This is a genomic window from Halomonas sp. MS1 (assembly GCF_024182575.1).
Lineage (GTDB): Bacteria > Pseudomonadota > Gammaproteobacteria > Pseudomonadales > Halomonadaceae > Vreelandella.
Map to the genome: position 1 here is coordinate 1,709,251 of NZ_CP098926.1, position 18,549 is coordinate 1,727,799.

The 18,549-nt window shown below is 52.7% G+C and carries 17 protein-coding genes and 1 pseudogene; 17 read left to right on the plus strand and 1 reads right to left on the minus strand.

Annotated features, from left to right (window positions below):
• The first annotated feature begins 252 nt into the window (after nucleotides 1-252).
• Nucleotides 253-579, plus strand: coding sequence for a flagellar hook-basal body complex protein FliE (gene fliE, locus NF683_RS07665; protein WP_089040069.1), 327 nt, complete (start codon nucleotides 253-255; stop codon nucleotides 577-579).
• A 131-nt stretch (nucleotides 580-710) separates the two neighbouring features.
• Here fliE and NF683_RS07670 read toward each other — a convergent pair whose 3' ends face one another.
• On the minus strand, nucleotides 711-1,079 hold the full coding sequence (locus NF683_RS07670; protein ID WP_089040068.1) for a flagellar protein FlaG: 369 nt from the start codon (nucleotides 1,077-1,079) through the stop codon (nucleotides 711-713).
• Between the two features lie 230 nt (nucleotides 1,080-1,309).
• Here NF683_RS07670 and NF683_RS07675 point away from each other — a divergent pair, with 230 nt between their 5' ends.
• The 16 genes and pseudogenes from NF683_RS07675 to NF683_RS07750 all read left to right on the plus strand — a co-directional run bounded on the left by NF683_RS07675 (nucleotide 1,310) and on the right by NF683_RS07750 (nucleotide 18,511).
• Entirely contained in the window at nucleotides 1,310-3,001 is a 1,692-nt protein-coding gene (locus NF683_RS07675; protein WP_253921673.1) for an HD domain-containing phosphohydrolase, read from the plus strand.
• 196 nt (nucleotides 3,002-3,197) lie between these two features.
• Nucleotides 3,198-3,614, plus strand: a complete 417-nt coding sequence (gene fliS, locus NF683_RS07680) for a flagellar export chaperone FliS (protein WP_125744821.1) — start codon at nucleotides 3,198-3,200, stop codon at nucleotides 3,612-3,614.
• Between the two features lie 8 nt (nucleotides 3,615-3,622).
• On the plus strand, nucleotides 3,623-4,030 hold the full coding sequence (gene fliT / locus NF683_RS07685; protein ID WP_253921674.1) for a flagellar protein FliT: 408 nt from the start codon (nucleotides 3,623-3,625) through the stop codon (nucleotides 4,028-4,030).
• Nucleotides 4,027-5,253 carry a flagellar hook-length control protein FliK gene (fliK, locus tag NF683_RS07690; RefSeq protein WP_253921675.1) on the plus strand — a complete coding sequence of 409 codons (1,227 nt, stop codon included), beginning with the start codon at nucleotides 4,027-4,029 and terminating at the stop codon, nucleotides 5,251-5,253. Before fliT ends, fliK begins: the two co-directional genes overlap by 4 nt.
• Nucleotides 5,237-5,530 carry an EscU/YscU/HrcU family type III secretion system export apparatus switch protein gene (locus tag NF683_RS07695; protein ID WP_253921889.1) on the plus strand — a complete coding sequence of 98 codons (294 nt, stop codon included), beginning with the start codon at nucleotides 5,237-5,239 and terminating at the stop codon, nucleotides 5,528-5,530. Before fliK ends, NF683_RS07695 begins: the two co-directional genes overlap by 17 nt.
• A 103-nt stretch (nucleotides 5,531-5,633) precedes the next feature.
• Nucleotides 5,634-5,966: a flagellar transcriptional regulator FlhD gene (gene flhD, locus NF683_RS07700; RefSeq protein ID WP_089040062.1), complete on the plus strand. Its 333-nt coding sequence runs from the start codon at nucleotides 5,634-5,636 to the stop codon at nucleotides 5,964-5,966.
• Complete coding sequence (gene flhC, locus NF683_RS07705) at nucleotides 5,963-6,487, plus strand: flagellar transcriptional regulator FlhC (protein WP_095604338.1); 525 nt, start codon at nucleotides 5,963-5,965, stop codon at nucleotides 6,485-6,487. The genes flhD and flhC overlap by 4 nt, the downstream gene beginning before the upstream one ends.
• 227 nt (nucleotides 6,488-6,714) lie before the next feature.
• Nucleotides 6,715-7,583, plus strand: a pseudogene (gene motA / locus NF683_RS07710) (flagellar motor stator protein MotA).
• Nucleotides 7,580-8,500 carry a flagellar motor protein MotB gene (motB, locus tag NF683_RS07715; RefSeq protein WP_253921676.1) on the plus strand — a complete coding sequence of 307 codons (921 nt, stop codon included), beginning with the start codon at nucleotides 7,580-7,582 and terminating at the stop codon, nucleotides 8,498-8,500. Before motA ends, motB begins: the two are co-directional and overlap by 4 nt.
• A gap of 43 nt (nucleotides 8,501-8,543) precedes the next feature.
• Nucleotides 8,544-10,634 carry a chemotaxis protein CheA gene (gene cheA / locus NF683_RS07720; protein WP_253921677.1) on the plus strand — a complete coding sequence of 697 codons (2,091 nt, stop codon included), beginning with the start codon at nucleotides 8,544-8,546 and terminating at the stop codon, nucleotides 10,632-10,634.
• Nucleotides 10,631-11,131: a chemotaxis protein CheW gene (gene cheW, locus NF683_RS07725; RefSeq protein WP_038480211.1), complete on the plus strand. Its 501-nt coding sequence runs from the start codon at nucleotides 10,631-10,633 to the stop codon at nucleotides 11,129-11,131. Before cheA ends, cheW begins: the two co-directional genes overlap by 4 nt.
• A 102-nt stretch (nucleotides 11,132-11,233) precedes the next feature.
• Nucleotides 11,234-12,547 (plus strand): methyl-accepting chemotaxis protein, encoded by a 1,314-nt coding sequence (locus NF683_RS07730; RefSeq protein WP_089040057.1) that lies wholly within the window; start codon nucleotides 11,234-11,236, stop codon nucleotides 12,545-12,547.
• Nucleotides 12,548-12,605: 58 nt separating this feature from the next.
• Nucleotides 12,606-14,768 (plus strand): methyl-accepting chemotaxis protein, encoded by a 2,163-nt coding sequence (locus NF683_RS07735; protein WP_253921678.1) that lies wholly within the window; start codon nucleotides 12,606-12,608, stop codon nucleotides 14,766-14,768.
• The gene (locus tag NF683_RS07740; RefSeq protein ID WP_089040055.1) at nucleotides 14,765-15,637 is read left to right on the plus strand and encodes a CheR family methyltransferase; all 873 of its coding nucleotides are present in this window, start codon (nucleotides 14,765-14,767) and stop codon (nucleotides 15,635-15,637) included. The genes NF683_RS07735 and NF683_RS07740 overlap by 4 nt, the downstream gene beginning before the upstream one ends.
• 88 nt (nucleotides 15,638-15,725) lie before the next feature.
• Nucleotides 15,726-16,787 carry a protein-glutamate methylesterase/protein-glutamine glutaminase gene (locus NF683_RS07745; protein ID WP_089040054.1) on the plus strand — a complete coding sequence of 354 codons (1,062 nt, stop codon included), beginning with the start codon at nucleotides 15,726-15,728 and terminating at the stop codon, nucleotides 16,785-16,787.
• Nucleotides 16,788-16,825: 38 nt separating this feature from the next.
• Complete coding sequence (locus tag NF683_RS07750; RefSeq protein WP_089040053.1) at nucleotides 16,826-18,511, plus strand: methyl-accepting chemotaxis protein; 1,686 nt, start codon at nucleotides 16,826-16,828, stop codon at nucleotides 18,509-18,511.
• Nucleotides 18,512-18,549 lie beyond the last annotated feature (38 nt).

Below are 18,549 nucleotides of genomic sequence, written 5' to 3' on the forward strand. Positions count from 1 at the left end.
CCCCCACGAGGACAGGCAAAACTGATGACGGCTCAGGCGCATCACCAAAGAAGGCATAGGCTAATATCCGTCAATCGCGGTTATCCGCTAAAAAGATGAAGCGGAATTGTGATGGACGCCATTATCCTGTGGCAGGTCGAGCATAAATGAACGAACAGGTTGTCTTTTAAGGCGTATTTGTACGTATGAGTGTTCTGCTACCAGTGATAGGCTTTTGGTATTACTTCACCTTCCTCCGGATGAGTCGTGCTTATGAGTTCACCTGCCATACAATCAGCGCTGCAGCAAATGCAAGGTTTAGCTACCCAGGCAGCCCAGCCTATCAAGGGTGAGCAGGTTGCCACGGCGGTGGGTCAGGGCAGTTTTGGTAGTGAGTTGCAGGCGTCTATTCAGCGTATCAATCGCTTACAGCAGGCTGCTAACGCAAAAGCGACGGCTTTTCAGGCAGGCGAGCCGAATGTTGAACTGAACGACGTGATGGTCGATATGCAGAAGGCGAGTGTTGCTTTTCAGATGGGCCTTCAAGTGCGTAATCGCCTGGTAACGGCCTATCGCGACGTAATGAATATGCAGGTGTAGATAGCGTTTATTCGTTGGTGTCGAAAAAAGCGAGTAACAAGCGCTAATGACAACGGTGGGTAATTGATTAGCGGGTGGCGTCAGCAAGAGAGATCACTGGTCATGATGAAGTAACCTCTCCTATCGCTTGGTCAGGCTTCTAAAGAAATAATTCGTCCTTGTAACTCTTCCAGCCGCTCTGCGACGAGCAACACCTCTTCGGCTGGTATTTGGCGAATAACATCACCGGTTTCGCGGTCGATGACTTTCGTGATGACGCGCTCGGATTGCTCACTCAGTACAAATTCCAACCCCCGTGGCCGCAAGGTTTCGTTGATCCGCTGTATAGGTACCGCAAGTGACTCTTTGCTCACGCTGCGAAGTTCGGGCTGCTCTCCGGCAACGCCTGTGATGCCAGGTGCCTGCTGTAACGATGTTGTTGGATTGGTTGATTGGTAGCTGGTTGATTGATAGGGAGTTGTTGCTATCGAGATTAGCTCATCAATTAACAAGGGGCCCATAGACGGAATCCTTTAGATAAAAGCCACGCGGCGTGGTGGCAACAAGGTGATAAGGCCGTCGAATCGTAGCTATAGGCCTCTTCACGATTATCGGCCGGGGAGCTACAAACTTTATTTTTGCATAGCGCAGGACTGTGATCGTTATAACGACAGCCCAAAAGCTTCTGATATGCTCTGTCGCCTTTTTGTGGGTGTGACGTAATAACAACGTGGTAGCGAGCGAGACGAGAATGTCAGTCCAACAAGATGAATATGAAAGAGTTACCAGTCCAACGGCCGTAAGCTCTCTTTTAAATACCATGATCGAGGGTGGTGGGGTGTCGCTTTGCCTGGCCTCCGCTGATGCACACCCAGAACCTATCGTGTTAATGGAGCAGTACGCCGGCAAGACGCTAGTGATGGACTTATCCTCGGTCGATCATTTGTTAAACCGCTTACAGCAAGGTGAATCATTTTTTCTGCGCGGCCACTCCCAGGGCAAAGTGGTGCGCACGCCGTTTCTATCGTTAACCGAGACCCGCCATGCAGGGGGGCGCTTTTTATGTTGTAGCGACTACCCCGCGACCCTGGAGGTGCTCCAGCGCCGCGAATCGTTTCGCGCTGAGCTGCGTTTAGGTATGGTCGTGCCCGCTTCAATATGCGGCGAAAGTGGTGATGGGGTTGACGGGGAGCTACGCGACCTTTCTCAGGATGGCTGCCAAATAGAGCTGCCGCTGACTGCCAGTGGCGTGTTGGCTGACGCTGACCTGCCGCTAACGCTCGCCTTTACATTCCCAGATGGCACCTATTTTGAAGTGCAGGGTGTTCCGCGCCATCAAAAAACCGATCCTGAACGGCACTTATTGCGCGTGGGCTTCCGCTTTACGAATTGCGCTGCCGAGCAAGAGCGACAAATTTGGTATTTTGTCTGTGAAATCGAGCGCGAAGCCGCCCGCTATAAAAAAGAGGCCCAGGACGATCGTCAGCCATCGCCGCTATTCGAGCAGCCGGGCAAGCGTACGACGGGGAGTGAGCATGTCGGGCGGCGTGATATTCGCCGTTATGCAACGCCAATGGCGCGGCGCTTAGTGAAAATAGCGGCTTACCTGGATGCCCAGCTGCTGCTTTTACAGCAAGGCAGCGACATCGATTCTCGCCAGCTATCACGTAATGCAGACCGTCTTTTGTTGCTCCACGAAGAAGACCGTGAAGCGCTGCTGTTTGCGACGCGCTGCTTGTCGCCAGAACCGCTGCTTGTTCGCCATGGCATTGCAGTAGCCGTGCATTTGCTCGATTTGGTGGGGACAAATATGCCCCGTGATGTGCGCAAAGCGGTTGTAGCGAGTGGTTTAGTGCATGATCTTGGTAAAGCGCTTGTTCCGCAAATACTGTTCAAGGCGCCACACTTCGAGGCCACTCATCGCCAAGCCATGAGCGAGCATGTGGCGTTGCTGTTAGATCGTCTTCAGCACTGTCAGTGGCTTTCTGCTGCCGTTGCCCAAGCGGTGATAGGTGGTATTAACGAACGGTTGGATGGTAGTGGCTATCCTGATGGCTTAACCGGCAATGATATTAACGAGCTGGCGAAAGCGAGCGCTGTGGTCGATGTGGTAGAAGCGATGCGACGTGATCGAGCAGACCGACCCGCTAAAACGGCGCAGCAAATATATCGTCATTTGCTGAGCCACCCTCACCAATTTGATCCCCGCTGGACCAAGCGCTACATCGAGCATTTCAAACCACTGCCGGTGGGGTCGCTGGCGTATTTTTCCAGTGAACAGATGGCTTGGATTGTTCGCCTTGACGAGCAAGGTGCGCCGGCTGAAGTGGCGCTGACTCGTCAGGCAGAGGCGCCCATGCGCAAGACGTTGGGTAATACGCTGCGTGGGGACGTTCTAGAAAGGTTGGGTAAGCCAACACGTGAAGTGGCGGTGTCTACGTAGCCGTTTACTGCTTGGCAAAGAGAGCGAAATTTTCTGAGCGAAAAGTAAGGTAAACATTAAAGTCTATTAGTCAGGCGCCGATACTAGTTATAACCGAGTCAATAAGCTCGATTTTGGACGCGAAACAGCTAACGAGAAACAGCACGAGTCGTTGATTGTGTGGCTGTTGTTCACATTAATAAAGGAGAGCCCGCTTATGACATACTCCCGCGGTGGCGCCGCTTATGGCCGAGGTGCCAATGCCTACGCCCGCGTTGGCGTGGAAAGCGGCGTTATGTCAGCTGATCCTCATCAGCTTATTGTAATGCTGTTTGATGGTGCTCAGGCGGCCATCCGTGCGGCGCGTATTCATATGCAGGCAGGTCACACGGCTGAAAAGGGGAAGTCGATTTCCAAGGCCTTGGATATTATTAACAATGGCTTGGTGGCTGCGCTGGATCAAGAGAAGGGCGGCGATATTGCTGAGCGCCTTGCTTCTCTATATGACTACATTTCCCGCTTATTGTTAGCCGCAAACCTTCGAAATGATGAAGACAGCCTTAACCAAGCAGAACGTTTGCTTGAAGACATCGCCTCTGCATGGCGTGAAATCGGTCAACAGCAAAGTGCGTGAGGCAAAGCATGTCGGCTTCTGAAACTGCTCGTGAAAATGCCCAGCAAGCGCTTATTGAAGCGTACGCTAAGCTACTCATCTGTGTGACAAAAATGCACGAGCTCGCGCATGCGGAGCAGTGGGCAGAGCTTATCGAGCAGCGTACTCACTATGTGATGTCAGTTGAAGCGTTGCGTCAGCGCGATGAAGAAACCGTACTTGACGATGATGGCCGGAAGCGAAAAGCAGAGTTGCTGGAGAGCATTCTTGAGCATGATGTTGAAATTCGTCGTCGTTTGGTGGCTAGGCGAGATGAGCTAGGCAAACTGATAGGTGTTTCTCAACGTCAGCGAAGTCTGCATCGTGCTTATGCGCCTCAGCAAGGTGATGCGGCGCTTTTCGATACCGGTAGCGATCAGGAGAAGGGGGCTACGTGAGTGGCATTACGCCACTTATCGATACGCTCATGCACCAAGTGCTTGGGCGTAAGGGCGAGCTGTCCCAGCGTCCTCTTAACGCGCCCGTGCAACCAGTACCGCCGGGTGAGGGGCCGCGTGCACTGCAAGGCGATTCAAGCTTGGATGGGCGCCCTCTAACATCGCCACTCGATGATCTTAGGCGTCTTTCCTCCTCGCTTGATGGGCAACGGCTGCCCGCTGCGAAGGGAGAGCTAGCCAACACACCACTAGGCTCGACGCAAACACACTTTAGCCCTGCGGCACGCACCATCGCCGATGTATTACTGCGCTTTCCTGCACCACCGGCGATGATACGCCCGCAGGCGCCATTGATGGGATTGGAGGAAGCGCCCTCTGCTACGGCACTAGCAAGTCGGTTAGAAAGTAGCGTTAGGGATAGCGGACTGTTTTACGAATCGCATTTAAAGCGATGGTTTCAAGGGGACTCTTCCCGACAACAATTGCTGCGAGAACCGCAGATGCAGCCAGGCCCACGACCTCTGCTGCCTGCCAGTCTGGCCACGTTTGTAATGCCTCCTTTTGCGGCAAATGCCACATTGGGTGCGAGTAATACAAACGTTGCCATATTGCCGAATTCGTTGCTGATACCTGTGGCAAGTGATCAAGCTGGTTTGATCCGCCCAGCTGCGCTTATGCCGGATAGTACCCTGCCAGCAGGCGCGCAGCGTGAAAGTGTGCCTGCCAATGTCTCTGCGAGCGCTTCCGCCAGTATTGATATGGCAAGCGCGCGGGCAATGGAAGAGAGTTCGCTAGTGCGCGGTGGCCGTGAGATTGTGCATGAAAGTTTGCAGAGCCTGGTGCGTCAACAGCTCGATATGCTCGTGATGCCGGTTATTCGCTGGGAAGGTGATGTTTGGGCCGGTATTTTTATGGCATTAGTCATTCATATGCCTACCCGGGAAGGTGAGCGCGAAAGTGCCCAGCAAGAGGCAGAAGGTGATGGTGTCTGGCAGTCAGATATGCAGCTCGACGTGCCTAATCTGGGAGCGTTCAGTGCATCACTGAGACTTTACCAATCAGTGTTAAGCATTGATCTGACCACGGATACGGCGTCGACTTACCAGTCTCTAGAGCTGGGGAGCGAGCGTTTGGAAAAACGTCTGCAGGCGTTAGATTTTCGCAGTGTTCAGGTGAAAGCCCACTATGCCACCTTGGAGAGTCATGATGGCGACCTCGGGTGAACATCGTCGTCAAGCCGTCGCGCTAGCCTATCAAGATAAAGATCAGGCGCCGAGAGTGATCGCAAAAGGTTACGGCGAGCTGGCGGAGCGGATTATGGCGGAGGCACAGCGCCAAGGCATTTATGTGCACGATGCGCCTGAGCTTGTGGCACTGCTGATGCAGTTAGATCTCGATGCCGAGGTTCCTGCAAGTTTATACCAGGTGATTGCAGAGCTTCTTGTGTGGGTATTTGAGTTATCCGAAGAAGGGTTAATTCTTCGGCAAGAGCGTTGGTAGCCAATATAAACGTTGTATGTAACCATGACAGAGGAATGTTAAAAACCTTTAAGGCGTCGATATAAAGTCATAATGAAACGCCCATGCCGTTCGATGGAACACTATGAGTCAAACCAGCTTTCTCGATGAAATTCAAGAAATTAATTTAGCGTATTTACTTCTCGCGCAGCGCCTATTGGTCGAAGACCGTGAGGCAGCGATGTTTCGCTTAAAAGTAGACAGTGAGCTTGCCGATCTGCTGGTGTCTCTAAATGCTCGGCAGTTGACGAAACTGGCACGCAATAATCAGCTGATATGCAGGCTAAGCCAAACGAGCGTCCATCAACTGCGCAAAATTACTCAGAATCCTCGGGATCAAGGTCTTTCAGGGTTACATGCTTCTTTACTGTCGGCTTGTGAAGAGTTTGAGGTGTTTCCAGTAGGAGAGTCCGAGTGAGTCAGAAAAGCTTGGTTGATGAAATGCACCAAGTACAACTGGCCATAGAGCTGATTGAGTTAGGTGCACGCTTACAAGTACTAGAGACCGAGACAGACCTAAGTCGCACGCGCTTGATTAAGTTGTACAAAGAAGTGCGGGGGATGTCGCCGCCTAAAGGTATGCTGCCTTTTTCCGCGGACTGGTTCGTAACGTGGCTGCCAAACGTGCATTCGTCGCTGTTTTACAACATTTACAACAGTATACAAAAAAATACCTGCTGCGAGCGTATTGATGCCTTTGTCAAAGCTTACCGCCTGTATGAAGAGCAGATAAACCTTGAAAACGTTGAACCGGTGCTGGGGCTTACGCGGGCGTGGACACTGGTACGGTTTTTTGAAAGTGACTTGCTGCAGCTCAACATGTGTACGCGTTGTGGGGGGCACTTTGTCGCGCATGCGCATAGCCCCGCTCATGATTATGTTTGCGGTATTTGCCAGCCTCCCTCGCGAGCTGGCAAAACACGCAAGGCGCGGCTTTGAAAGATAAAAAACGGCCGCGCCCACAGCGGGTAAGCATATAACCAATAAAGTGCGACTTTAACGTATAGATAGCACCAAAAGGGGTGGGTACTTTTTCATTAGAACTGCCTACGCCTGCGTATGCTATGGCTAAGAAACGCGTGGAGCGGGACTTTTCTGTGTCTTCTTTTTGAAACACGGCAATCGCGCTCCCTTGAGATAAAACTGATACCGCAAGGACACTGCTTGTGCTGATTCCTCTGGGTTATTTGGTCGTACTGCTATCTGTCTTTGGCGGTTATGTGATGGCAGGCGGTAGCTTGGGCCCCTTGTTCCAACCCCTGGAGCTGCTGATTATTGGCGGTGCAGGCGTTGGCGCTTTTATTGCTGCCAATAACGGCAAAGCGATTAAAGCCACGTTTAAAATACTTCCCCGGCTCAAACGCACCAAAAAATATAATAAAGCCCTGTATATGGAGTTAATGGCGCTGCAATACAAGATCCTCTCTAAAGTGCGCCGCGAGGGGATGTTGGGCATTGAGCGTGACATTGACAACCCTCAGGAAAGTCCCCTGTTTCAAGAGCATCCCACGGTGCTTGCAGACCCTCATATTATGGATTTTTTAACCGATTATCTGCGGTTAATGGTGAGCGGTGGCATGGAACCGATGGAAATCGATGAGTTAATGCTTCACGAAATCGAAGTATTTGAGCAGGAAGCCCATATTCCCATCGATGCGATTGCCAAAGTCGGTGATGCAATGCCTGCGTTCGGTATCGTAGCGGCGGTAATGGGGGTTATTAAAGCACTGACCTACGAGATGCCAGTCCTGAACAAATGGGACAAATGATTGCCATGGCGTTGGTGGGTACCTTCCTGGGGATTTTAATGGGCTATGGATTTATTAGCCCTATCGCGAGCTATGCCGAACGGCAAGCCAAAGAAGCAGAAAAAATGCTCCAGTGTATCCGTGTCACGCTACTGGCTAGCCTGCATGGTTATGCTCCTCAGTTAGCCGTTGAATTTGGTCGGAAAGCACTACACAGCACCGAGCGCCCCAGCTTCGCAGAGCTTGAAGAGTATGTTCGCGACGCTAAAAAGGGCGGTAATGCATGAGTAAGGGGGGCGATAAGCGTCCGATTGTTATTCGGCGCAAAAAAGTGGTGCATGCCCACCATGGCGGTGCGTGGAAGATTGCCCTTGCTGACTTTATGACAGCTTTGATGGCGCTGTTTTTGGTCATGTGGATTTTAAGTGTTTCCGACGATGAAACCCGCCGCAGTGTTGCAGAGTACTTCAGCACGCCATTGATCTCGGCAATGACCAGTGGCGATCGGTCAGGAAGCACCCAGGTGATTCCTGGCGGCGGCCCAGACCCGACCCACAGCGATGGCGAACGTGCTCGGATTGATATTCTTCAGCATAGCCGTCCCAGTGTTCAGGAGCGGCGTTTCTTTAACGATTTGCAAGAGCGTATTGAGCGGGCCATTGAACAAGACCCGGAGCTGCGCCACCTACGTAGCCAAATGCGCTTTGATTTAACCCGCGAAGGGCTACGTATTCAGCTGCTCGATACGGAGCAGCGGCCCATGTTCGAGTTAGGCAGCGATCAAGTGGCTCCCTACATGCGCAACCTGCTACGTACGATGGCACCGCTACTCAACGAATTACCCAATGACTTAAGCATCAGCGGCCACACCGACAGCGTGCCTTATGCCGGTGGTTTTCGAGGCTACAGTAACTGGGAGTTGTCCAACGACCGAGCAAATGCCTCTCGGCGTGAATTAGTTGCTGGTGGGCTTGATCCAGATCAACTGCTGCGCGTATCGGGCTTTGCCGATCGTGTCAGGTTGCCTGACACTGCGCCGACAGACCCGGTTAATCGCCGCATTGAGCTCGTTGTCTTATTGCCAGAAATCGCTGAAGCGATTCGTAATCCAGGCGTTATGAGTTTTGATTCCTCATTGCCTGATGAAGATGCGCTTTTAGAGGCGCTGCCACAAAGCGCGTCTCAGAGCGATGAAAGCGAATGAGTAGGGCTTATCACAACACTAAGACGTTTATGTGGAGCGGTGCATGGATATAGCGGATTTTTTTGACACCTTTTTTGAAGAAGCTGAAGAGCTGCTGGCCGATATGGAGCAGCATCTGCTGGAACTGGATGTCGATGATCCGGATAGCGAGCAGCTAAACGCTATCTTCCGCGCCGCCCACTCCATAAAAGGCGGCGCAGGTACCTTCGGCTTCAGTGTGCTGCAGAAAACCACGCACATCTTTGAAAACTTGTTAGATCACGCACGCAAAGGTGAACTGACATTGCGAGCCGACCTCGTTGATACTTTTTTAGAGGCAAAAGACATCATGCATGAGCAACTCGATGCCTATCGCAACGAGGAAGAGCCCAACCAAGAAGCCTACGAGCGAATTTGCCAGACACTGCAGCAGATCGCGCTAGAAGAAATTGGTCAGACGTTGGATGCACCTGCGGCCCCCGCGCCAGTGGTTGAAAAAAAACCATCAACCAACGCCGAGGCTGCTGAGTCCTCCTCGCCAAGCGAACGCCATCTGTTGGTTGCGCTACTGAATGTCAGCGAAAAAGATCGCACGCTGCTGGTGGAAGAGCTGGAGCAACTGGGCGATGTCCAAGCCCACTCGGGGGATGAAAAACGTTACGAAGTCACGCTGACAGGTGACGTTAGTGCTGACGATATTGAAGCGGTGATGTGCTTCATTATTGAGCCTGAGCAGATCGAAATTAGCGTGGTAGCCGTTGAAAAAGACGAAAGTGCTAGCGCGCCAGCAGCCGCGCCGACTGATGTTGTTGAGCCGACTGATAGTGTTGAGCCTGCGGCGCCAGCGGTGGCTAAACCCGCTGACAAAACACCCTCGCCAGAAAAGCCAGCCAAATCCGCCCCTAAAAAAGCCGCCGCAGAGTCTGCCTCGATCCGTGTGTCGGTAGATAAAGTCGACCAAATCATCAATTTGGTGGGCGAGCTGATTATTACCCAGTCGATGCTGGACCAAACGGTCAGTGACCTTGGTGATCAATCTGTTGGCAATAGCTCGCTACAAAATGGCATGAGTCTGCTCCAGCGTAACGCGCGGGATCTTCAGGAAGCGGTGATGTCGATCCGCATGATTCCGATGGAATTTGTGTTTAGCCGATTTCCCCGTGTTGTACGTGATACCGCCGGTAAATTGGGCAAAGAAATTGAGCTTATTACCGAAGGTAAGTCCACCGAGCTGGATAAAAGTCTGGTTGAGCGCATTACCGATCCGTTAACGCACCTAGTACGTAATAGTTTGGATCACGGCATCGAAATGCCGGATGAGCGCGAAGCGGTAGGTAAGCCCCGAGTTGGCAAGCTAGTGTTATCAGCACGCCATCAGGGCGGCAATATTCTGATTGAAGTGCGTGATGATGGCGCGGGTATGGATCGTGATCGGTTGTTGGCCAAGGCGCGTGAGAATGGCCTAAACGTTTCCGACAACATGCCCGACGAAGAAGTCTTCCAGCTGATTTTTGCGCCGGGTTTCTCCACGGCAAAAGAAGTCACCGACGTTTCTGGCCGCGGTGTCGGAATGGATGTGGTCAAGCGGAATATTCAAGGCATGGGTGGCCGGGTTGAAATCCAATCCAAGAAAGGTGAAGGCACCAACACGCGCATCGTGTTGCCGCTGACGCTCGCCATTCTTGACGGCATGTCGATCAAAGTAGGCAGTGAAACCTTTATTTTGCCACTTTCCACGGTACTCGAGTCGTTGCAGCCTGCCAAAGGCGATATGTATGCCATGGCGGGCGATGATGTGGTGCTTAAAGTGCGCGATGAGTACCTGCCGGTGATTGCGATCCATGAAGTGCTGGATGTGGAAAATGCCATTACCGACCCGACCAAAAGTATTGCCGTCATCGTGCAGGGGGAGGGGCGTCGTTATGCCATGTTGGTCGATGAGCTGATTGGCCAGCAACAGGTGGTTGTAAAGAACTTAGAAGATAACTACCGCAAAGTGCCGGGCGTTTCGGCGGCGACCATCCTTGGTGACGGTAGCGTCGCGCTTATTCTAGATATTACAGGTTTACATCGGTTAAGCCGTGCCAAGAAAGAAGCCGGAAAACAGGTGAGTTATCCCCATCTCTCTTATTACCAGGAGGCCGAGCCGTCATGAGCCAGGCAAACAATGGAGCGGTGTTGTCCGCCGCAGAAGCCGATAATCGCGAATTTTTGGTGTTCTCTTTGGGAGAAGAAGAGTATGCCATTGATATTCTGAAGGTTCAGGAAATACGCGGTTATGAAAATGTCACGCGCATTGCCAATGCCCCTGATTTTATTAAAGGGGTGACCAATTTGCGCGGCGTCATTGTGCCTATTGTCGATCTGCGCATTAAATTTCACCTAGACAGTGTCGAGTACGGTGGCCAAACCGTTGTTATCGTGGTCAATGTCGCCGACCGCGTCGTTGGTATTGTCGTGGATGGCGTTTCCGATGTCATGACATTAACACCCGAGCAAATCAAACCAGCGCCTGAGTTCGGCGTCACGCTCTCCTCTGATTTCTTGAGCGGTTTAGGCAGTCTTGAAGACCGCATGTTGGTGCTGGTTGATATCGATAAGCTGCTAACCAGCGAAGAAATGGCCTTAGTCGATAGCACTAGCAGCCGCTAATACCTGTGTAACTGGGCACAGGGAGAGTGCCTTCTTAAGCCAAAAAAACAGCCCTCTCTGGTGCTACGGATAGCATCGGCCACTACGGTTGTGTTTGGAGTAATGCGTGTGACACCGCTACTGCGTCAAATGATGAGCAATATGACCGTGCGTCTCAGTTGGGGGCTGGTGTTAGCCACTTTTTCAATGTTGGTGGTGGTGGCCTGCGCTATAGGTCTTTATGCGCTCCACCACGGTGCCGCTATTGTGCAGGCATCGAGTGATTTGCAGGCGCAGCAAGCGGCGTTCAGTGAGTTTGCGACACGTATTCGCTGGGTGTTGATTGGCGTGGTGATCATGACCGGCGTAACGGTCGCTGTGGTGGTGTGGGGAGTGACCGTTAATGTGTTGCGTCCCTTGGATCGTCTGGTCGGTTACTTTGAGAAAATGGCCCAGGGCGATCTAAGCCAGCAAATTACCTCGCCTGGCAATAATGAAATTGGCAGGTTGTACACTGCCATGGCGCATATGCAGTCTTCACTGTCTGAAACGGTTGGCGTGGTACGCCAAAGCGGTGCGTCAATTTTTGAGCGCTCTCAGCATATCGCCAGTGGCAATAACGACCTCTCCTCACGTACCGAACAGCAGGCCTCTTCGCTAGAAGAGACGGCCTCGAGCATGGAGCAGTTGGCCTCTACCGTTGGGCACAATGCTGACAATGCACTACAAGCCAGTCAGCTCGCCAATGAGGTAACGCTAACCGCCAAACGCAGCGGCGAAGAAGTTGCCAATATTGTTGAAACCATGCAAGACATTAGCGCCAGCTCCCACCAGGTTGCCGACATTATTACGGTGATCGATAACATTGCCTTTCAAACCAATATTCTCGCTTTAAATGCCTCGGTAGAAGCCGCCCGTGCGGGTGAACATGGCAAAGGGTTTGCCGTTGTCGCACAGGAAGTTCGCAGTCTCGCTAGCCGCAGCGCTAATGCTGCCAAAGAAATTCGCACGCTGATCGATGCATCGCTTGGCAAAGTGGACGCGGGCACCCAGCGGGTGAATCACGCGGGAAAAACCATGCAGGATCTTGTCGCTGCGGTGCAGCGGGTCAACGATATTATGGATGAGATTGCGGCTGCCTCCGAAGAGCAAAGCAATGGTATTGGGCAAGTTAATCAAGCGGTTGCCCAAATGGATCAGGTTGTTCAGCAAAATGCCCAGCTGGTTCAACAGGCAGCACGTAGCGCCAACGAATTAGAAAGCGAAGCGGCACGCCTTAGAGAAGCGGTTGAGCGCTTCCAGGTGACGCCTGCCCTGGCAGAGGGGAAGTATGCCGTGCGGCCCCGCGCTCTTCAGCCAGTACCTGCTGCCCAAACCCCGGCGGCCAAAAAAACACCTGCTCGCAACACGGCAGTCGATGAGTGGGAAGCGTTTTAGGTCTTGCGGTTTAGGCTCATGACTTCCTCGGCTTCAATACTAAAAATAAGGTATGCGGATGCGTAATAACCAGCCAGTCACTCAGCGTGAAATTGAACTACAGAGTGATGATTTCCTCGTTTCGCGTACGGATCTTAAAGGGCGCATTACCTATGCCAACCCGGCGTTTATCGAGATCAGTGGTTTTCAGTATGAAGAGCTGATAGGTGCGCCCCATAACCTGATTCGACACCCGGATATGCCGTCGGCAGCATTTGAAAACCTGTGGCAGACCGTGAAAAGCGGTGAAACATGGCGAGGACTGGTTAAAAACCGCTGTAAGAATGGTGACCACTACTGGGTGAGTGCCAGCGTAACGCCGATTATTGAAGACGACCAGGTCGTTGGCTATGCCTCTGTCAGGGTGCAGGCAACCCGAGAGGCGATCGCCCAAGCGGAACAGGCCTACGCTGAAATCCGTGAAGGCCGTAACAAACAGCTCTATTTAGACAAGGGGAAGTTGCGTAAGAAAGGTCTAACTCAAGGCTTAAAACGGATACGACTGGATACCCTGCGCGCCAAATTGGTTGGCATGATTGTCGTCGCTGGCGCACTGCTGCTGGTGAGTGGTGGCCTTGGGCTGTATGGCCTTAACGTCGCCGGAGAGCGGTTAGCGACGCTTAATCATGATGGCCTGCAAGATGTTATTCGCTTACAGCAAATTGACCAGACCATCGCGCAAACACGCCAGGCCATGATTGAACCAGAGCGTATGGAGCTGATTCAACAGCGCTTCGAGATGGGCGACATGATTGCCAAGAGCGCGGCGACGATCGAGTCAGCTTGGCAGCAATACTACTCCCGAGATGTCAACACGACAGCGCTAGCCAGCTCCTTCAATACTCAGCTGCAAAGCTTTTTAGACAATGGCATGTTCCAAGCGGAAACCGTCTTGCAAGCAGAAGACACGTATCAGGTGTTTACCGGTTTGGACGCAGTCATCAGTGTGATGAATAACGAAGGGCGCGAACTCTCGACGATGGTGAACCAGCTCATCGCTGAAAAACAGGTGGCCGCGGAGGTAATGGCTGCTGATGCTGAGCAAGGTCAAACCCGCATGTTAAGCGCTCAGGCCGCTGTACTAGGTGTTGGCGTGCTGGCGCTTATCCTGCTTGGGGGGCTGATGTTACGTTCCATTGTTCGGCCGCTTAAAAGCGCGTCTCGCTTTACCTTGCAAATTGCGGGCGGAAACCTAGCCGCAAAAGTGCCCCCCCACCAGCGGGATGAGGTTGGGATGCTGATGGAGTCGCTGAACACTATGCGGAAAAGTTTGAGCAGCATTATCAGCGATGTAAAAGGCGGTATTAATGTGGTTACCCCTGCCGCGCGGGATATTGCCAGCGGTAATGAGGCGTTATCGTCTCGTACCGAGCAACAGGCCGCGTCGCTCCAGCAAACCGCATCCAGCATGGAAGAAATGACCACGACTGTGCGTCAAAACAGCGATAACGCTCAAGAAGCGCGCCGTCTTGCCGATAACAATGCTAAGCAAGTGACCCAGACCGGGGAGCTAATGTCGCAATTGGTCGAGAATATGCAGCGAATTACCCAAAGCTCGCAAAAAATGACTGACATCATCAATGTGATTGACTCGATTGCTTTTCAAACCAATATCCTGGCACTCAACGCATCGGTAGAAGCCGCCAGGGCAGGTGAGCATGGTCGTGGGTTTGCGGTGGTTGCTGAAGAAGTGCGCAAGCTGGCAGGAAGAAGCGCAAGTGCTTCTCAAGAGATTCGCGTGTTGATTGATGGTTCTAATCAAGAAGTCAATGTGGGTGCTGGGCTGGTCAAAAAAGCCGAAGTAGCGATTAGTGAGGTGGCCGACGCGGCGCGCAATGTTACCCAGATCATGCATGACATTTCATCAGCGTCAGCAGAACAGAGCCACGGTATCGCGGAAGTGAATCAAGCCGTTGCCGAAATGGATCAAGCGACACAGCAGAATGCCGTTCGTGTTCAGGAAACAGCGCGCGCCGCCGTGGCATTAGAGCAGCAAGCGGGTCTATTGGCCCTGTCGGTTGAGGCGTTTCGTTTGAATCATCAAAACTCGCCAACAACAGCGCTTAGCACAGCACCTACTGCCTATCGGTCGCCAACACTGCTCCCAGATAGCCCAACTAAACCGCCTTCGTCGCCAACCACGCGGCAGCTGGCCGCAGTAGAGGAGTGGGAAGAATTTTGATCGACCAACGCGAGCGGGGAGTTGACGTCGGCCAGTGGGCATCGGGAGGGCAGATCGAACGTGATCTGGTGCTAACCGATGCCGACTTTGCGCGTATACGAGAATTGATATACCAGCGTGCCGGAATAGTGCTGGCTGAGCATAAGCGTGAAATGGTCTACAGCCGCTTAGCCAAGCGACTGCGTCACCACGGTATTACGCGTTTTACCGACTATTTGTCTCGGTTGGAGCGCCAGCCGGACGCTAAAGAGTGGGAGGCGTTTACCAACGCCTTAACCACCAACCTCACGGCTTTTTTTCGTGAGGCGCACCACTTTCCGCTATTAGCTGAGCACATTAAGAAACAGCAAAGTCCCGTGACTATTTGGTGCTCAGCGGCGTCCACCGGGGAAGAGCCCTACTCGATTGCAATGACGCTGCTAGAAACCTTGGGGCCAAAAGCCACCCAGGCCAAAGTCATTGCCACCGATATTGACACCGACGCACTCAGTAAAGCGCGTGCCGGTATTTATCCGCTTGAACAGGTGCGTAAATTAGACGAAGGGCGGGTTAAGCGATTTTTCCAGAAAGGCACCGGTGGTCATGCAGGTTTGGCACGTATAAGGCCAGAAGTCTCATCGTTGGTGGAGTTTTTGCCGCTCAATTTGCTGGCGTCCCAGTGGTCGGTAAAAGGCCCTTTTGATGCCGTTTTTTGTCGTAATATTATGATTTATTTCGATAAAGATACCCAGGCCAAGATATTAAAACGGTTTGCCCCGCTAATGAAGCCAGACGCCTTACTGTTTGCGGGACACTCGGAAAATTTTTCGTATATCAGCGATGCATTCAAGCTGCGTGGGCAAACGGTTTATACCCTCGCAAAAAAATAAATCGGTTACGTGCGTTGACTCCTTTTGGCAATCGCCTTAGCGGAGTGGGCTGGCACACAGGTGGCTACCGTCATAAAGGAGGCGTGCTTTGAGCGCAGCCAAAATCAAAGTGTTGTGCGTTGATGATTCGGCGCTGATTCGTGATTTGTTAACGGAAATAATCAACTCTCAGCCGGATATGGAAGTCGTCGCCGTCGCGCCAGACCCGATTGCTGCGAGGGATCTGATCAAACAACACAATCCTGATGTGCTGACATTGGACGTAGAAATGCCACGGATGGATGGTCTTGATTTTCTTGAGCGTTTAATGCGGCTGCGCCCTATGCCGGTGCTCATGGTGTCATCGCTGACCCAGAGCGGCTCAGAGATCACTCTGCGTGCGTTAGAGTTAGGCGCATTGGATTTTGTGGCCAAGCCCAGCTTGGGTATTCGCAGTGGCATGATGGAGTATGCAACTGAAATTACCGACAAGCTTCGCGCCGCTGCCCGCTCGCGTCCTCGCCAGGCCCGTCATAAAAATGCGCCGCCACCCACACAGCTAAAAGCACCCATGGTGTCGAGCGAGAAGCTGATTATCATTGGCGCTTCTACCGGCGGCACAGAGGCAATTCGCTCAGTGCTCGAACCACTGCCGGCGAATGCGCCAGCCATCTTGATTACCCAGCACATGCCGGGTGGTTTTACCCGCTCTTTCGCTGAGCGGCTAGATCGGCTGTGCCGAATTAGCGTAAAAGAAGCCACCGATGGCGAGCGTGTCTTGCCAGGCCATGCCTACATTGCCCCAGGCGACCAGCACCTAGAGCTTGTCCGCAGTGGTGCTAACTATGTCGTGCGCTTAAATGATGGCCCACCGGTCAACCGTCACCGTCCCTCTGTTGATGTGCTGTTTCACTCTGCTTCCAAGCATGCGGGTAAAAACGCCATTGGGGTGATTTTGACCGGCATGGGCAAGGATGGCGCTGCAGGTCTGCTTGAGATGCGTGAAGCCGGGGCGGCTACCATTGCGCAAAATGAACAAAGCTGTGTGGTGTTTGGTATGCCAAGAGAAGCCATCGCCGTCGGGGGAGCAGTCGAAGTGGTTGCGTTAGATGATATTCCATCGCGGTTGATGGCCTTAATTGCCGCTTCAGGGCGTGCTCAGCGGGTATAACACCCCATTGCGCATAAATAAAAAAAAAGGGGACAAAAATGACACGCTCACTGCGTCATATCAGTATTCACTCTGCCGTTATTACCGCGTTGGCTAGCTTTGTCATGCTGATAGTGGTGTTAGCTGGTATCAGCTTTATGGCAGACCGTAATGCTCAGGCTAACCTGTCAACCTATAGCCTCATCAGTAATAGTCAGCTCAATGAGATTAATCGCGCTGACTCGTTGCTCAATCAGGCGATGCTGGCTATGGAAACGGCATCCAACTTTTTAATGGTCGGTCAAACGCGCCAATCCAATGCCCAGGTCGACATTGCTCTGGATCGAATTGCCCGTTCCGAAGAGCGTTTTGAACGCTTCGCTGCGACGACAAACGACGCATTGGGCGAGGCATTGATAGACGACTTTCGCGACGTACTGGCCTTGGTCAAACAGCAGCATGCGACGTTCGAAACCATGGACATCAATGCTTTTAATCGGCTTCGGGGCGAGCTGGTTGAGCCATTGAGCAATTTAGCCAATAGCGCCACTGCTTTTGTGCAGCATGGTTTTCAGCAGGTAGATAGCATTCGTGGCGACGCTGAAGCGCAAGGCGATATGTTTATGTTAGTCAATGCGCTTGCCGTGGCAATTGCGCTATTGGTGACTGTGCTCATCTATATAGCATTACGCCGTACGGTCATCGCGCCGTTGAATGACGCCGTAAGGCGACTAGACAAAATTTCCCAGGCTGACTTAACGGAACCCGTTCCTGCATCAGGCAAAAATGAAGTGGGGCGTCTGTTTTCAGCGATGGGCACGATGCAGCAAAACCTGACGGCGATTGTGACGCGGGTTCGTGAAGGCAGTAGTGAAATTCATCACGGCACTCGTGAGATAGCCAGTGGTAATGCGGATTTGTCATCACGCACTGAACAGCAGGCCGCCTCGATCGAAGAAACGGCCGCCAGCATGGAACAAATGACGGCCACGGTTAAACAAAATGCCGACAATGCGCGCCAGGCAAGCACGCTGGCAGCAGATGCCTCCACTACTGCCGAGCAGGGGGGCCAAGTGGTTGAGCAGGTAGTGCAGACCATGCACGGTATTTCTACCAGCTCCCAGAAAGTGGCAGATATCACCAGTGTGATCGACTCTATCGCTTTTCAAACCAATATTTTGGCGCTCAATGCCTCGGTCGAAGCGGCACGCGCTGGCGAGCAAGGGCGTGGTTTTGCCGTTGTGGCAGGTGAGGTGCGCAACTTGGCTAGCCGCAGTGCCGATGCGGCAAAAGAGATCAAAACGCTGATTGATGCCTCCGTTGCACAAATCAAGCAAGGCTCTACGCTGGTAGAGCAAGCGGGCACTACCATGTCCGATGTGGTGACGGCTGTCCGTCGGGTGACCGATATTATGGATGAGATTTCTGCAGCGTCTCAGGAACAGAGCGATGGCATTGAGCAGGTCAGCCAAGCGGTAGGGCAGATGGATGAAGTGACCCAGCAGAATGCAGCGCTGGTTCAGCAAGCCTCCGCGGCGGCTATGTCGCTCGAAGAGCAAGCAAACAAGTTAGAAGAGGCGGTGGCTGTCTTTGCTTTGTTAACTAGCCAAGCGGGCGTGCAGCGTCAAGCACTGCCAGCGAGTAGCCAAGTAAACGTGCCTGCGGCTAGGCCGCAGGCAGACACTGCGCCCAGCCCTCGCCGAATCCCAGAGCCTAGCCACCACGACGAGTGGGAAGCGTTCTAGGTTTTAAGGATTGTTGTAAGAGCCGTTTTAAGGACGGT

Excerpts from the sequence above, each read along its gene's own strand:
- fliE (WP_089040069.1), top strand. The coding sequence starts at position 253 with ATGAGTTCACCTGCCATACAATCAGCGCTGCAGCAAATGCAAGGTTTA.
- NF683_RS07670 (WP_089040068.1), bottom strand. The coding sequence starts at position 1,079 with ATGGGCCCCTTGTTAATTGATGAGCTAATCTCGATAGCAACAACTCCC.
- NF683_RS07675 (WP_253921673.1), top strand. The coding sequence starts at position 1,310 with ATGTCAGTCCAACAAGATGAATATGAAAGAGTTACCAGTCCAACGGCC.
- fliS (WP_125744821.1), top strand. The coding sequence starts at position 3,198 with ATGACATACTCCCGCGGTGGCGCCGCTTATGGCCGAGGTGCCAATGCC.
- fliT (WP_253921674.1), top strand. The coding sequence starts at position 3,623 with ATGTCGGCTTCTGAAACTGCTCGTGAAAATGCCCAGCAAGCGCTTATT.
- NF683_RS07695 (WP_253921889.1), top strand. The coding sequence starts at position 5,237 with ATGGCGACCTCGGGTGAACATCGTCGTCAAGCCGTCGCGCTAGCCTAT.
- flhD (WP_089040062.1), top strand. The coding sequence starts at position 5,634 with ATGAGTCAAACCAGCTTTCTCGATGAAATTCAAGAAATTAATTTAGCG.
- motB (WP_253921676.1), top strand. The coding sequence starts at position 7,580 with ATGAGTAAGGGGGGCGATAAGCGTCCGATTGTTATTCGGCGCAAAAAA.
- cheA (WP_253921677.1), top strand. The coding sequence starts at position 8,544 with ATGGATATAGCGGATTTTTTTGACACCTTTTTTGAAGAAGCTGAAGAG.
- cheW (WP_038480211.1), top strand. The coding sequence starts at position 10,631 with ATGAGCCAGGCAAACAATGGAGCGGTGTTGTCCGCCGCAGAAGCCGAT.
- NF683_RS07730 (WP_089040057.1), top strand. The coding sequence starts at position 11,234 with ATGCGTGTGACACCGCTACTGCGTCAAATGATGAGCAATATGACCGTG.
- NF683_RS07735 (WP_253921678.1), top strand. The coding sequence starts at position 12,606 with ATGCGTAATAACCAGCCAGTCACTCAGCGTGAAATTGAACTACAGAGT.
- NF683_RS07750 (WP_089040053.1), top strand. The coding sequence starts at position 16,826 with ATGACACGCTCACTGCGTCATATCAGTATTCACTCTGCCGTTATTACC.